We start from the raw sequence: 15,914 nt of genomic DNA, 5'->3' as shown, positions 1-15,914 counted from the left end.
TATAAAATTATTTTTGTATCGATGTGGGCGGTTAATAGCAATTCCACAACGATTTTGTCCTTAGCTGCCACGTTAAAATTAAAACCAAGACGATTGCATATGAAAAAGCAAAGACTAAAAAGAGCGGCGGTCTGCCTGTTCTGGGTAGCGCTCAATCTCCTTCTCTTCTCAGCCGGCGGCCATGCACAAAACCCGCCCGGCACTAAAAAAATCACCGGAAAAGTAGTGATCAGCCCGGGCGATAAACCCCTCCAGGGCGCCAGTGTCATGATAAAGGGACGCACCACGGGCACCCAGACGGACAAAGACGGCCTGTTCAGCCTGAACGCCGGAGAAGGTGATGTATTGATCATCAGCTTTATAGGCTTCTCTCCCCGCGAAGTTAAAGTGGGTGCCCGCCAGGCGCTCAACATCCGCATGGAAGTGGAGGATAAAAGCAGGCTGAATGACGTCGTTGTCATCGGGTATGGAAAAGTGCGCCGCCCGGACGTCACCGGTTCCATTTCTTCTATCTCCGGCGCAGAGCTCATGAAAACCCAGCCGACGACTTTCGACCAGGCCCTTCAGGGAAAAGTCGCCGGCGTCGTGGTACAGCAGGTGTCGGGACAACCCGGCGGCGGTGTATCCATTCAGATAAGGGGGGTGTCTTCGATCAGTGGCACCAACTCGCCATTATATGTAATAGACGGTATTATCATTCCCCCCGTCGGCGACCCCGGCAGCGGCTCCAATCCGTTGAACACCATCAATCCCGCTGAAATAGAATCGATAGATGTCCTGAAAGATGCTTCCGCCACGGCCATTTACGGCTCGCAGGCTACCAATGGCGTCGTTGTGATCACAACAAAAAGAGGCCGGGTAGCCGCTCCCCAGGTATCCTATGACGGCTATGCCGGGTACCAGGAGATACCCAAGCGTCTCCCTACCATGAACCTCCAGCAGCTGGCCACCTATATAAATGCCCGGGGACAGGTCTGGGGCTTCGACGTCAGGCCCGAATTTGCAAACCCCAAATACCTGGGTCCCGGCACCGACTGGCAAAAAGAATTATTCCGGAAAGCCCCGGAGATGAGCCATACCCTTACCGTCAGCGGCGGCGATAACAGGACCCAATACCTCCTGTCGGGCTCTTACTTTAAGCAGAAAGGAATGGCGCTCGGCTCGGATTTTCAAAGATATTCTGTAAGGCTCAACCTGGATAATAAGACCACCTCCTGGCTGAAAGTAGGCACCAGCCTGCAAATGGCCCATGTCTTTGAAAATGTGAATACAACCACCTCCAGCATCATTGGCTCCGCGCTCAATCTTACACCCGACATTCCCGTGCAGAACCTCGATGGTTCCTGGGGCGGCGTTACCAACACCAGCGGCTGGGTGCCCGGCGTTGTCAACCCGGTCGCGATAGCACAGCTGGTCAAAAACCAAAGAAAGAGAAACCAGCTTTTTGGCAACGCATATGCCGAAATACAGATTACCAAAGATCTCTCTCTGCGAAATGAAGTGTCCGGTAATTTCGATTTCAGTACCCAGGATGTCTTTACGCCGACCTATACTTTTGGCAAAACGGTCAATGGCACCAACAGTGGCTCCACGTCCATGAACCAAAACTTTTATACGGTATTACGCAATTACCTCACGTACAATCATTATTTCAGTACTTTTAACCTCAATGCATTAGTAGGGCATGAAGCGCAGTCGTCCTCTTACGAGAATTCCGGCGGCAGTCGCTCGAATTTTCCTTCCAACAATGTACAGGCCCTGAATGCCGGCGATGCTACCACGGCCAAAAATTCAGGCGATAATGGGCTGGGCTCCTCACAGGAATCCTATTTTGGCCGTATCAATTTTTCCTGGAAGGATAAATACCTCGTCACAGGGAATGTAAGGAACGATGGCTCCTCCAACTTTCCCGCCAACAACCGTTGGGTTACCACCTGGTCGGGAGCAATTGCCTGGAAGATCAGCAATGAAATCTTCATGAAAAGCCTGCCAGCTATAAATGAATTGAAGCTGAGGCTTGGTTATGGCCTCACCAACAACCAGGGCATACCGGGTAATACCTTCGCCACCCAGCTTTCGACGGTAGCCAATGGCCTGTCGGGCATAGCCCAGTTCCAGAGCAACCTGGCAAACCCCAACGTATCATGGGAAAAAACAGATTATTATAACGCAGGTCTTGATGCAACGTTCCTGAATGGTCGGATAAGCTTTAACCTGGATGCTTACTACCGTAAAACAGACGGACTTTTATTGAAGATCCCGCTCCCGATCTACTCCGGTACGACCACCGGGTATTCACCGGGTAGCATGCAGGCGCCCTATGTCAATGTCGGCGCTGTCAGCAATAAAGGATTTGACTTCAGGGTCAGCTCTACCAACATCAATTTCAGGGATTTCACCTGGAAAACAGATGTTACCGTTTCCCGCAACGTGAATAAAGTACTCAATTTAGGCTCCGGCAACCAGGCCAACTTAAGCCAGAAGTCCTATGTGATCAACGATATCATCGAAAAGACGGTGGTGGGCCAGCCCATTGGGGAATTCTATGGCTACCTGTTCGATGGGATATTTGCACATCCGACAGATTTCCAAAAGCATGCCTTGCCTGCTGACCAAAGCGGGAACCCTTATCCCATCTCCGCAGCAGGCGGGGGCATCTGGTACGGCGACAGGATGTTCAAAGACCTGAATGGCGACGGTATCATCGACACAAAAGACCAGACTTTTCTGGGGTCTCCGATCCCCAAATTCCAGTTTGGGATCAACAACACCTTTGTCTACAAGAATTTCGACCTGAATATTTTCCTCAGTGGCAGCGTCGGCAACAAGGTATTCAACGAGCTGGCCGTGGCGCAAACCAACTCGCAGAATAATACCAACTATTTTGCATCGGTATTGAATTATGCCAAATTAGCGCTGGTGGATCCCAGCGGCTCCGCCTCCGATATCAACAACGTATATGTTTCCAACCCCAATACGCACGTTGCAGGATTGAGGAACGATAATACCAATGGCAACAACCGCCCCTCCAACCTGTTTATTGAAGATGGTTCGTTCCTGCGTTGCAAGAATATCACCGTAGGGTATAGATTGCCAGAAAAGGTCCTGTCAAGGGTGCACCTGCAGTCTTTCCGCGTTTTCGCCACCGTGTCCAATGCTTTTATAATTAGCAAATATTCAGGCATGGATCCCGAGATCGGCTCATGGAATCCCCTTCAGGCCGGCTGGGACAACGGATATTACCCGCAACCAAGGATATATACGATTGGCGCAAACATCGCCTTCGCTAAATAAAGCAATCACCCATCAAACGCATCATTATGAGATCGATCAATAAAATAATAATCGTTCTGCTATTTGCTGTAGCAATGGCAGGATGCAAAAAGAGCTTTCTGGAACGTCCTTCCAGCTCACAGATAAGTTCCAATAATTTTTACAAGACCACCGCCGATCTGCGGCTTGCTACCGCAAGCCTGTATGGCGGTTCCCCGTGGTGGCAATGGCATAACGGCGGTTTGCTGCCCCTCGGTGACGTATTGAGCGGCAATGCCTATTTCGGATACTGGGGCGACCTGGTGCAGCTGTATACAAGGACGATCACAGGACAGAATGGCATCGTCGCCAATGGCTGGACAGGACTGTACAATGTCATCGCGCAATGTAATACGGCTATTTTGGGCATAGAGCAGCAAGCTGCTTCGTCCATTCCCGCCACCGATAAGAATGCCGCCATAGCCGAAGCCAGGTTCATTCGCGCGGTAGCCTACTATCATTTGGCTGTTTTGTGGGGCGATGTGCCCATCATTGAAGATAATACCAAGCTGGTGAAACAGCCCTTGGTTAACAGGAACATCGTTTCGGATGTCTATAAATTCGTTGCCAATGACCTCACATTCGCAGCTCAAAACCTTCCCAATACGGATGTGCCGGGCCGGGCGACTACCTGGTCGGCGCAGGGGATGCTGGGTAAAGTGTATTTGACGCAGGCCGGCCTGGGTCAGAGCGGCGGCATGCGCGACCAGGCCTTGCTGGACAGTGCCAAAAAATATGCCGGCAATGTGTGTAAGAACAGCGGATTATCGTTGCTTCCCAACTATTATAACCTTTTCAGGGCCCAATACAACGATAACCCCGAATCACTGTTTTCGCTTCAATGGACGGCAGGGGTGGGTTATGGCAATGGCAACGATTGGCTGACCTACTCGCCCAGCAACGATATCAATCCGCTGAAGACAGGTGCATGGACGCCTTTAGCGCCCACCTACGACTTATACCTGAACTATACATCCCAGGATTCAGTAAGGCGCCTGGCCACTTTTATGCTAAATGGGGATTTTTATCCCGAGTTGAATGCTGCCGGCGGCGGCTATACAGCGACGGGGACGGTAATGAAAAAGCACATCATCGGCAACGAAAAAGACAACAATGCGCCGACAATGGATATATGGTCTTCTGTCGAGCACAATGCCATCCTCAGGCTGGCCGATGTATACCTGGTATATGCCGAATCTATCTTAGGCAATAATGCCACCACCTCCGATGCCGACGCCCTGCTGTATTTCAACAAAGTGCGGACAAGGGCCGGCGTGGACCCCGCTCCTCTGCTGGACATTGACACCCTCCTTCGGGAAAGAAGGATCGAGTTTGCTTTTGAAGGGCAATATTGGATGGACCTGGTACGGCTGTCTTACTATAATCCGCAAAAAGCGGTGAGTATGTTGAATAGTCAACAGCGGGTTACATTTACCTATGAGCCTTCCACCCGTATTGCCAAGCCGGATACGGGCGGTTCACCTGTCGTCCCTGCAACCATCAGCTCGTTTACCATACAAATTCCCTCATCCGAGCTAACGGTCGATCCGAAGCTGGCCCAACCGCCGGTCCCTTATTATTAATGCATAAATTAAATACAACTAGTATGTACAATATATCATATAGCCGTTGCCAAAGGTTGTTGCTCGCCTGCGTAGCAGCCCTGTTACTGTTTGCGTCCTGTAAAAAAACAGGGTCATCGGGTCCTGTGCTGACAGGCGTACGCTATTATGCGCCCTCGCCCAATGATACTGCCATGGCCAGTCTTACGCCTTCTGGCCAATGGGTGGTACTGGAAGGGCATAATTTGAAGGATGCCGTACAGATATTGTTCGACGGCGTTCCGGCGACTTTCAATAGGACGCTTTTTTCTGACACCAGCGCGGTGGTTCAGATCCCCACCGTGATCCCTTTCAACTCGGTGGCAGCCGGCGATCTTAATACAATAAAATATGTCACCACCGGCGGTTCTGCCACGCTTAGCTTCAGCATTGTGGTCCCGCCGGCCACGATCACCAACATTTCGGACGAAATGGCCAACCCAGGCGATTCTGTATGGATCAGCGGCGCGAACTTCTTTCTCATCAGCGATATTACCTTCGCCGGTGCAAGCGTTGGGTCCTATAATGTATCCAGCGATGGTACCTCTCTCGCATTTGTCGTGCCACAGTTCAGCACGGGCGGACCGCTGTCTATCACAACCAAATCCGGAACGACTGCTACGCCATTTAATGTGGAGGATTTTACCAATGGCGTGCTGTGCAATTTTGATAATGTATTCACTTACCAATGGTGGAGCGCGGGACTTGATAACAGCAGCGCCAAATTTCCCGGCAACAACGGCACTTATGCGATCCTGAACACCAACGGCCCTTTAAGCAATACGGACGGCGGCTGGTGGAACGGGGGACGGAGCATCAACTGCAATGGTGCGCAATGGGTGCCGGTGGCGAATCTAAATGACCCGCTGGCTAACTGGGCCCTGAAATTCGAGGTCAGTGTCCCCAGCGCCTGGAACGGGACTTCCATCTTTTTAGCAAAAGATGGCAATTGGAAATACATTGCACGGTACGAACCATGGAAAGTTTCCGACAACGCGACAGCTCCCTTTAAGACCAACGGATGGCGGACGGTGACGCTGCCCCTCACGCAATTTCTTACCAAGCCAACTAATGGAAAGGACGGTACGGGGATCATGGCGCCGGATCTGACTACTTTAGTCGGTAGCTCGGGCAACGGCAGCATCAACGCATATGTCATCAACGATGGACCGGGCCCTGCTGCCACGGGATTGAATGTCGCCATCGATAATTTCAGGGTGGTAAAGATCAAATAAGAAAGATAAAATAAGATGAAAAGAATTGTTATTTGCTTAGCGGTCCTGGTTTTTTACTTTTCAGTCAACACAATCGCCCAAAAGCAACGTTCGATAAACGTTGACTTCACAAAGATGGAGGGACGGCTCGATACCATGTTCAATGAATGCGTCGGCGCAGGCCGGGCTAATGAAGGGCTCCGGGCCGACTGGCAGCAGCAGCTTGCCTACGTAAGAAAAGAATGCGGGTTCAAATACATCCGCATGCACGGGCTGCTGTCGGATGATATGGCAGTCTATTCGGAAGATAAGAATGGAAAACCGATTTATAATTTCATGTACATCGATGTTTTATTCGATTTTTTACACAGCATCGGCATGAAGCCATTTGTGGAGCTGGGCTTCATGCCGTCAGGGCTTGCCAGCGGCAGCAAGACCATCTTCTGGTGGCGGGGCAACGTGACGCCCCCGAGGGATTACGAAAAATGGGCTGGGTTGATGCAAGCCCTCGCCCGCCATTTTACAGAACGTTACGGCGCCGACGAAGTAAAGACCTGGTATTTTGAAGTTTGGAATGAGCCCAACCTGGACGGCTTCTGGGCCGGCTCCCAACAGGATTACTTTAAGCTGTATACCTACAGTGCCAAAGCCATCAAGAGCGTGAACCCTGCCTATCGGGTGGGGGGACCCGGTACCGCCGGCGCCGCGTGGGAGCCCGAGATGATCGAATACTGCTATAAGAACAAGGTGCCCCTGGACTTCATAAGCACGCACGCCTACGGCGTAAAGCAGGGATACCTGGACGAATTCGGCAATTCCGGTACGGTACTCGATAAAAATCCCATGAGCGTCAGCGGAGATGTGCTTCAATCCCGCAAGGAGATCGCACATTCGCCGATGCCGGGACTGGAACTGCATTACACCGAATGGAGCTCTTCGTATACGCCTGCCGATCCCCTTCATGACAGCTATCATGAGGCTTCCTATGTGTTGCAAAAGCTCAAGCAGGTGGGTAAAGCCGCCAATTCCATGTCGTACTGGGTCTTCACGGATATTTTTGAAGAGCCGGGCCCTCGTTTCACGCCTTTTCACGGCGGGTTTGGGATGTTGACTACCCAGGGGATCAATAAACCCGTATTCTACGCCTACAAGTTCATGAATCAATTGGGCAACCTGGAATTGAAGAATAGCGATTCCTCTTCCTGGCTATGCAGGGATTCCATGGGCAATATCCAGGCGCTGGTCTGGGATTTCACCAATACGCACCCCGGAGATTCGGTTCACAACCAGGATTACTATATAAAGGACTTGCCGGCCAAACCCAAAGGCAGGCTGAAGGTCCGGGTTGATAACGTGCCAGCCGGAAGGTATGCGCTGGAATTGTATAAGGTGGGCTATAAGTGCAATGACGCCTATACTACCTATCTGTCACTGGGCAAGCCGGCACAGCTCAGCAGCCAGGAGGTGGAAGCGATTAAGAACCTCAACGATGGGGCGCCCGTCCTGAAGGAGATCGTGGAAATTAAGGATGGTGTCCCATTTTCGAAAGACTGGGAGATCAGGGAGAACGATGTTTTTTTGCTGAACCTCATCAAACTTTAAAAATTAGGACTTATGAAGACTAGATTTCACCACACCTTACTGGCGATGCTGATGGCAGTCGCCTTTTCTTTCGGATGCAAAAAGAATTCGGACACCACACCCCAATTGAACGTTTCAGCATCCAGGATTGATTTCCCTGACCAGGGCGCCGACTCCACGGTCACCATCACGTGCAATTCCCCCTGGACGATCGACAACCGTGTTTCCACCTGGTTAAAGGTAAGTCAGTCGTCAGGCGCCAGCGGCACGGCCACGGTGAAGCTAACGTCCAATCCGAATACCTCCGGCGCTACGCGCAGCGGGGTGGTGGTCATCACCGCGGACAACGGCCAGGCCAGGCGCATCACTGTTTCTCAGGTCAGCACGATCTATCCATCCTACAATGTCTCGCCATTGGCGCCGGACTCCGCCGGGATGACCAGCACGGCCACACAGCTGGCCAACAATATCACCGTGGGATGGAACATCGGTAATACAATGGAAGCCCCGGGAGGGGAGACGGGGTGGGGCGCTCCCCTGATCACCGCGTCCTACGTAACGTATATGAAAAGCCTGGGCTTCAACGCCGTCCGGATCCCCTGCGCCTGGGACTTCCATGTGGACAATAAGGCCACTGCCCACATCGACCCCGTTTGGCTGAACAGGGTGCATGAGGTGGTGCAGTATTGCATAAGCAACGATATGTATGTAATGCTGAATATCCACTGGGATGGCGGCTGGCTGGATTGTAAGGCTACGGGCGCCCGGGCGGACAGTGTCAACGCCAAACAAAAAGCATTCTGGGAGCAGATAGCTACCAAAATGCGCGATTTCGACGAACACCTGATGTTCGCCAGCGCCAACGAACCGGATCCTTCCAATGCCGCTCAGATGAAAGTATTGCTGTCATACCACCAGTCTTTTGTAAATGCAGTGCGTTCCACAGGTGGACATAATACTTACAGGGTGCTGATAGTGCAGGCGCCGTCCGACCTGATCACCGATTTTCCCATCGACCCTACGCCGGCCCGGATTGCTTTTGAAGAACATGATTACACGCCTTCCCAGTTTACAATTTTGGATGCGGATGCCTCCTGGGGAAAAATGGTTTACTATTGGGGCGCCGGTCACCATTCCACCATCGAACCCGATCGTAATCCCACCTGGGGAGAAGAGGATTATCTAACGACTTATTTCGACAATATGAAGGCGAAATTCGTAGATAAAGGAATACCTTTCCTCATGGGTGAATATGGAGCTTACCGCCGCACCACCCCCAAGGACCTGGTAACCCACAATGATGCAGTGGACTACTGGATCACCTGGAACACCAGACAGGCGATTGCCCATGGCATGAAGCCATTTTTTTGGGAAACAGGCGGAATGGTGGACAGGGCCGCCGACACCGTAAAAGATGCCCGCACCGTCAACGCTATTATGGCCGGAACGCATTGATCAAACCCGGAAAACACTGTCGCAGATGAAAAAATACGCACTGTACCTCATATTGGCATCCGTGATGTTGGCAACAACGGCCCGCGCACAGCAGATCGATCGTTTCTTTCCCGAAAAGGACCTGGTGACGACAGGCATCTATTACTATCCCGAACATTGGAACGAAAACCAATGGGAACGCGATATTGCCAGGATCGCGGATATGGGTTTCTCGTTTGTCCACCTGGCTGAGTTCGCCTGGTTTAAAATGGAACCGGTAGAAGGAAAGTTCGACTTCGCCTGGCTGGACAAAGTGATGACCCTCTGTACGAAATACCACCTAAAGGTGCTGATGTGTACGCCCTCCGCTACCACGCCGGCATGGATGCGGTCGGATCATCCCGAGACGTTCTTGATGGATGGACATTACATCCGGGGCGAGCATGGTACCCGGGGATTAGGGTCCATCGTCAACCCCTTATATCGACAGCTTGTTGAAAAGATCGTTGCCGAAATGGCGAAACGCTATGGCCGGGATAAAAACATCATGGGGTGGCAGCTGGATAACGAGCCCGATGCCAAGCCGGATTACAGCCCTTCCTCCCAGGATGCGTTCAGGCAATGGTTAAAGAACAAATACAAAACCATCGACGCCTTGAATACGGCCTGGGGCGCCGCCTTCTGGAGCCAGTGGTATAATGATTTCGACCAGGTCATCATCCCCAATACCGCCCTGGTCGGCTGGTGGGGCAATAACCCTCATGCGCTGATGGATTTCAAACGGTATTCCGCAGACGCTCAGGCTGAATTCCTGGATTTTGAAGCTGGCATTTTGCGGAAGCTCATTTCCCCGGACCAGTTTGTAACCACCAACTACACCGCAGTCTCCACCGGGTCCGACCCCAGGCGCACGGAAAAGCTGGATTTTGCTACCTATACGGCCTATCCCAATGGCGGCGCCGACAATCTCGGCGATCTGGGCTTCCGGCTGGGGAATAGCAAGGTCATTCTCTTTGCTTCTGAATATTTCAAGTCGGTGGGCGGCGTGTCCGGCGTCATGGAGATCCAGCCCGGTCCGGTGAACTGGGGCAGCTACAACCCGCTGCTCCTTCCTGGCACGGTGCGCATGTGGCTGTACCACACTTTTGCAGCGGGAGGAAGACTGGCATGCTCCTACCGGTTCCGCCAGATCAACTACAGCGCTGAACAATATCATGCGGGCGTGATTAAAACAGATGGTGTCACGCCTTCACAGGGCGGAGAAGAGTATACGCAATTTATGAAAGAGGTCGCAGCATTGAGGCAGCTGTATAAGCCCGGTTCGAAGATGCCCGAAAAGTTGGCGGCCCGTTCCACTGCCGTCCTCTGGGACCTGGAAAACTATTGGAGCATAGACAGGCAAAAGCAGACATACCAATGGGATGCCTGGAATTATCCGGTGAAATTCATGGAGCTTGCAAAGCAATTAGGCGCACCGGTTGATGTTATCCCGCCAACTGCCGATCTTTCAAAATATAGATTCCTGATCATTCCCGCGTATGAAATGGTAGATTCCCCATTGGTAAAAAAATGGACCGATTACGCCGCCAACGGTGGTCACCTCATCATCACCTGCCGGACAGCCACCAAAGACCGCCGGGGCCACTTTTGGGAGGCGGGATGGGCCGCGCCTATATCGGGCCTCATCGGAGCGCACGTGCAGGCGACCGACATGCTCCCGGCATCTGGCAAAGGAGATATACTCATGCGATCGTCCCATTACGCCTGGAATAACTGGGCCGACCTGCTCGTTCCGGATAAGAACACGGAAGTACTGGCAACCTATGACAACCAGTTTTATAAAGGAACTGCCGCGGTTGTACGACGGAAGGTCGGCAAAGGGACGGTAACCTACATCGGAGCAGACACCGACGGATCGGACCTTGAAAAAAGTTTATTGCGGGATGCCTATGCAGATGCCGGGGCCGGCGCCGAAGATTATCCCCCCGGAGTATATGTCTACTGGCGCGATGGCTTCTATATTGCCGTGAATTATTCTTCTGCAACGTATGTGATGAATGTGCCGGCGGATGCGAAAATTATAATCGGTGAAAAAAATGTAAAGCCTGCGGGCGTGTTGGTCTGGAGGGAATAATGGATGCTTTTGAATTGAAATAAAAATAGATGAAAATAACAGTAAGACGATCCGCAATCGGTTTTGTATGCATAATGATGACATGCGTGGCGAATGCCCAGCATGCGCCTAACGACGATAAGCAGGAGGAAACCATCCGCTCATTGATCAGCCAGATGACCCTGCAGGAAAAAGTCAGTCTGCTACATGCAAACTCAAAATTTTACGTATCGGGAATAAAAAGATTGGGCATTCCGGAATGGGCATTAAGCGACGGCCCTCACGGAGTACGGGCGGAAATAAACCGTGATAACTGGGCCTATGCGGGATGGACGAATGATTCTGCGACTTGCTTTCCGCCGGGTACGGCGCTTGCCGCCACCTGGAACCCTAAGCTTGCTTACGAGCGCGGAATTGTATTGGGGGAAGAGGCCCGCTTTCGAAAAAAAGACATTTTGCTTGGGCCCGGCATCAATATTATCCGCTCGCCGCTTTGCGGAAGGAATTTCGAGTACATGAGCGAAGATCCGCTCCTTATTTCGAAAATGTCGGTTGCTTATATCAGGGCATTGCAATCGAAAGATGTGGCTGCAAGCGTAAAACACTGGCTGGCTAATAACCAGGAAGAGCATCGGGATTCCATCGATGTGTATATGAGCGAAAGGGCATTGCGTGAAATTTATTTGCCCGGATTTAAAGCCTCCGTAACTGAAGGCGGCGCCTACACGGTAATGGCAGCATACAATAAGTTCAGAGGCGATTGGTGTTCTGAAAATGAATACCTCGATAGGAAGATTCTTCGCAAAGAACTTGGTTTTAAGGGTGTATTAATGACCGACTGGTCTGCTGCCCATTCAACTGAAAAAGCTGCTTTGGCAGGACTTGATCTGGAAATGGGGACTGATAAGAAGGATTACCAGGAATGGTATTTTGCCAATCCACTGATCGATGCTGTAGAAGCAGGGAAAGTCCCGGTGTCTGTGGTGGATGAAAAAGTGGCGAATGTGCTACGGGTCATGATGAGAACAAAAATGTTGGATGAGCGCAGCCGGGAAAAAGGAAAGATGAATACGCCGGAGCATCAGCGCGCTGCTTACAACGATGCCGCCGAAGCAGCGGTTTTATTGCAAAACAAGGGAGACCTGCTTCCGCTGAATTTCAATAAGATAAGATCAATTGCAATTATTGGCGATAATGCGACCCGAAAGCATTGCGGCGGCGGGCTTAGCTCAGAAATAAAAACCTTATATGAAATAACGCCGTTGGAGGCTATTCGGAAAAAATTTGGCGCTACTGTAAAAATAAATTTTGCACAGGGCTATGACAAGCAATCCACCTTCAAAGAGGGGAGCAACGCTGGTCAGGCAAGCTCCGATAAAGTGGACTGGAAATTGATCGATGAGGCCGTTGAAGTTGCAAAAGAATCGGAAGTGGTCATCATTTTCGGAGGATTAAATCATGATTTTGATACAGAATCTTCCGACAAGAAAAATATGGATCTGCCTTATGGTCAGGATGTTTTGATCAGCGAGGTCGCCAAAGCAAATCCCAATACGGTCGTAGTCATCATAGCCGGTTCACCGGTAAAGTTGTCAGGTATTGTTCATCGGGTGCCTGCTATATTGTGGTCATGGTTCGGTGGAATGGAAGCCGGAAATGCTGTAGCCGATGTGCTCAGCGGAAAAGTTGACCCTTCCGGGAAAATGCCGTTCACGCTACCCGTTTCGTTGGAACAGTCACCCGCACATGCTTTAGGTAACTTCCCCGGTAGAAACTTGAAAGTAAACTATGAGGAAGATATTCTCGTAGGGTACCGCTGGTTCGACACGAAGAAGATCACTCCGCAGTTCCCCTTCGGATATGGGCTTTCCTACACCAGTTTTGAGTTTGGTGCACTTTCGACAGACAAGGCTGTTTATGGAAAGGATGAAGTGGTTCACGTGAAGATTACCGTAAAGAACACAGGTCCACGATATGGCGCAGAAGTGGCCCAGTTGTACGTTAGCGATCCGGTTGCCACCGTATTGCGCCCTGCAAAGGAACTCAAAGCCTTTGAAAAAGTATTTCTCCAACCCGGAGAGACAAAGACGGTAACGTTGCATGTGAAAGTCGCCGATCTCGCTTTCTATGATGAATCGAAGAAAGATTGGAATGTTGAGATGGGGGATTTTATCCTGCAATTGGGCAACTCCTCAGGCAATATTTCCCGGACATTGAAAATCGTAGTTAAATAATTATGCGGAAATTCTTCACCATCCAGTTGCTGTTTTTATTCCATGCACAGGCAATCCTTGCGCAGGAACACCGCGGGAATATTGCACGAAAGCAATTATTCGACGATAATTGGAAGTTTTTTTTGGGCGACACTGCTGCTGCCGGATCAAAAGATTTCGATGACGGGACCTGGCGTAACCTCGATCTCCCGCACGATTGGAGCATTGAAGGAAAGGTAAGTCCTAAAAACCCGACTAAAGGTGCGGGAGGATACTTTCCTGCAGGGATAGGCTGGTATCGGAAAACCTTCAAGGTCCCCGGTGAATGGAAGAACAACAAAATTTCTATTTATTTTGAAGGCGTCTACATGAACGCCGAGGTCTTTATCAATGGAAGATCCCTCGGCATCCGTCCCTATGGCTATTCTTCATTTAGTTATGACCTTTCCCCTTATCTGGACGCTGGCCGTGAGAACGTCATAGCAGTACGGGTGGATAATTCAAAACACCTCAATAGCCGGTGGTACAGCGGTTCGGGTATCTATCGCCACGTTTGGATGATGGTGACGGACCCGGTGCATGTGGCGGATGGGGGAGTAGAGATCACTACCCCTGATGTGTCTTCGAAGAAAGCGACCGTCCGGATAAAGACATGGGTAAAGAACGAAACAGGCGCTTCCCGGAATATTGTCCTTAGAACCAAAATACGCGCTGCAAACGCCGGGAACGTCACAGACCACCAGGTCAGCGTCAATGTGCCTCCCCATAGTGAAAAAGAAATGGTGCAGTCCTTGACAGTGCCAGATCCCTTGCTTTGGACCCCGGAAACGCCTGCTCTGTACATTGCACAGGTACAGCTGCTAAAAGGCAATAAGATCATCGACGAAACATACACCCGTTTTGGTATCCGCTCCATACAATTCTCCGCCGGAAATGGTTTCCTGTTGAATGGTAAAATGGTAAAGCTCAACGGCGGCTGCGTACACCACGACAACGGGTGTTTAGGGGCTTCAGCATTCGATCGGGCAGAACAGCGGAGGATCGAATTACTTAAATCAGCCGGGTTCAACGCAGTCCGCACCTCCCACAACCCGCCTTCCGAAGCATTCCTGGCTGCCTGCGACAGTTTAGGGCTGCTGGTGATCGATGAAGCATTCGACTGCTGGAGGGCAGGGAAGAACAAAGAGGATTACGCTGTATACTTTGATCAATGGTGGCAACGTGACCTGGAAACGATGATCCTTCGGGACAGGAACCACCCCTCCATTATAATGTGGAGCATAGGCAATGAAATAGTGGAAAGGGGGACCCCCGGGTCGGTAAAGACGGCAAAGATGCTGGCAGGCGCGATAAAGAAAATAGATAGTACCCGCCCTGTCACGTCGGCTGTCGTGGAAAATGGTAAAGATTGGTCTGTTATGGACTCGCTGTTGGCTGCACACGATGTTGCCGGCTATAATTATCATTTGAACAGCGCGCCATCCGACCATCAGCGGGTGCCGGGACGTATGATCCTTCAGACGGAGTCCTATCCCAAAGATGCTTTTGCCAATTGGAAACTGGTGCAGGAAAATAATTATATCATCGGGGACTGCGTTTGGACGGCAATGGATTATTTAGGCGAATCAGGGATAGGACGGTGGTACTATTCAGGTGACGTACCTGGTGAACATTGGGAGCACGAGTTTTTCCCCTGGCATGGTGCCTATTGCGGCGACATCGACCTGATCGGTTGGCGAAAACCCATTTCCCATTACAGAAGCCTCCTTTATAACAATACGGAGAAACTCTATATGGCCGTTCGTGAGCCGGAACCGGAACCCCTTGAGATCAAGGAGACTTGGTGGTCGGTATGGCCGACCTGGGAAAGTTGGACATGGCCCGGCCTTGAAGGCAGAAATGTCCAGGTGGAAGTGTATTCAAAATATCCTAAGGTCAGGCTTCTCCTGAATGAAAGCCTCATTGGTGAAAAGCCAACCACCGAAGAGCAGGGATATAAGGCGACATTCACCGTTCCTTATTCGAAAGGCGTTTTAAAAGCCATAGGCCTGGACAACGAAAAGGAAGTTGGATCGGCTATCCTGCGGACATCCGGCGATGCCGCAACTATAAAGCTAACTGCTGATAGGAAGGAGATGGCAGCGAATGGCCAGGACTTGATCTATGTGACAGTCGAGCTAACAGATAAGGATGGAATATTCCAGCCCAATGGCAACAACCGGCTGCAGTTTAAAATTGATGGGCCCGGTACGATCGCCGGCGTAGATAACGGCGACATGAAAGACACAGACAAGTATGCAGCGGACAACCGTAAGGCATGGCACGGCCGGGCAATGGTCGTCATCAGAAGTACCCACACTGCCGGCGAAATTAAATTGACGGTCAGTTCACCAGGATTGACGGAAAATACTTTACACGTGAAGACATTGGACATTCGGTAGGAGCA

8 protein-coding genes are annotated in these 15,914 nt (G+C 51.0%); all 8 read left to right on the top strand.

The genetic code is table 11. The annotated features are described in order from the left end of the window. Positions 1–99 precede the first annotated feature (99 nt). The 8 genes from Q4E93_RS06910 to Q4E93_RS06875 are packed head-to-tail and all read left to right on the top strand — an operon-like array spanning position 100 to position 15,909. The gene (locus Q4E93_RS06910; protein WP_303583718.1) at positions 100–3,294 is read left to right on the top strand and encodes a SusC/RagA family TonB-linked outer membrane protein; all 3,195 of its coding nucleotides are present in this window, start codon (positions 100–102) and stop codon (positions 3,292–3,294) included. 26 nt (positions 3,295–3,320) lie between these two features. Beyond that, positions 3,321–4,895 (top strand): RagB/SusD family nutrient uptake outer membrane protein, encoded by a 1,575-nt coding sequence (locus Q4E93_RS06905; protein WP_303583716.1) that lies wholly within the window; start codon positions 3,321–3,323, stop codon positions 4,893–4,895. Positions 4,896–4,918: 23 nt separating this feature from the next. Continuing rightward, on the top strand, positions 4,919–6,148 hold the full coding sequence (locus tag Q4E93_RS06900) for a glycan-binding surface protein (RefSeq protein ID WP_303583715.1): 1,230 nt from the start codon (positions 4,919–4,921) through the stop codon (positions 6,146–6,148). 15 nt (positions 6,149–6,163) lie between these two features. Further along, entirely contained in the window at positions 6,164–7,729 is a 1,566-nt protein-coding gene (locus Q4E93_RS06895) for a GH39 family glycosyl hydrolase (RefSeq protein ID WP_303583714.1), read from the top strand. Positions 7,730–7,741: 12 nt separating this feature from the next. Further along, complete coding sequence (locus tag Q4E93_RS06890) at positions 7,742–9,163, top strand: cellulase family glycosylhydrolase (RefSeq protein WP_303583713.1); 1,422 nt, start codon at positions 7,742–7,744, stop codon at positions 9,161–9,163. Between the two features lie 25 nt (positions 9,164–9,188). Continuing rightward, positions 9,189–11,276, top strand: a complete 2,088-nt coding sequence (locus Q4E93_RS06885) for a beta-galactosidase (protein ID WP_303583711.1) — start codon at positions 9,189–9,191, stop codon at positions 11,274–11,276. A 29-nt stretch (positions 11,277–11,305) separates the two neighbouring features. Beyond that, positions 11,306–13,489 carry a glycoside hydrolase family 3 C-terminal domain-containing protein gene (locus Q4E93_RS06880; protein ID WP_303583709.1) on the top strand — a complete coding sequence of 728 codons (2,184 nt, stop codon included), beginning with the start codon at positions 11,306–11,308 and terminating at the stop codon, positions 13,487–13,489. Between the two features lie 2 nt (positions 13,490–13,491). Beyond that, positions 13,492–15,909: a glycoside hydrolase family 2 TIM barrel-domain containing protein gene (locus Q4E93_RS06875; RefSeq protein WP_303583708.1), complete on the top strand. Its 2,418-nt coding sequence runs from the start codon at positions 13,492–13,494 to the stop codon at positions 15,907–15,909. Positions 15,910–15,914: the final 5 nt, after the last annotated feature.

The organism is Flavitalea plasmicola, assembly GCF_030546645.1.
In the GTDB taxonomy this organism is placed as follows: Bacteria; Bacteroidota; Bacteroidia; order Chitinophagales; family Chitinophagaceae; genus Puia.
Note: the sequence above shows the minus strand (reverse complement) of the source record. Positions and strands in the feature narration are given on the sequence as shown.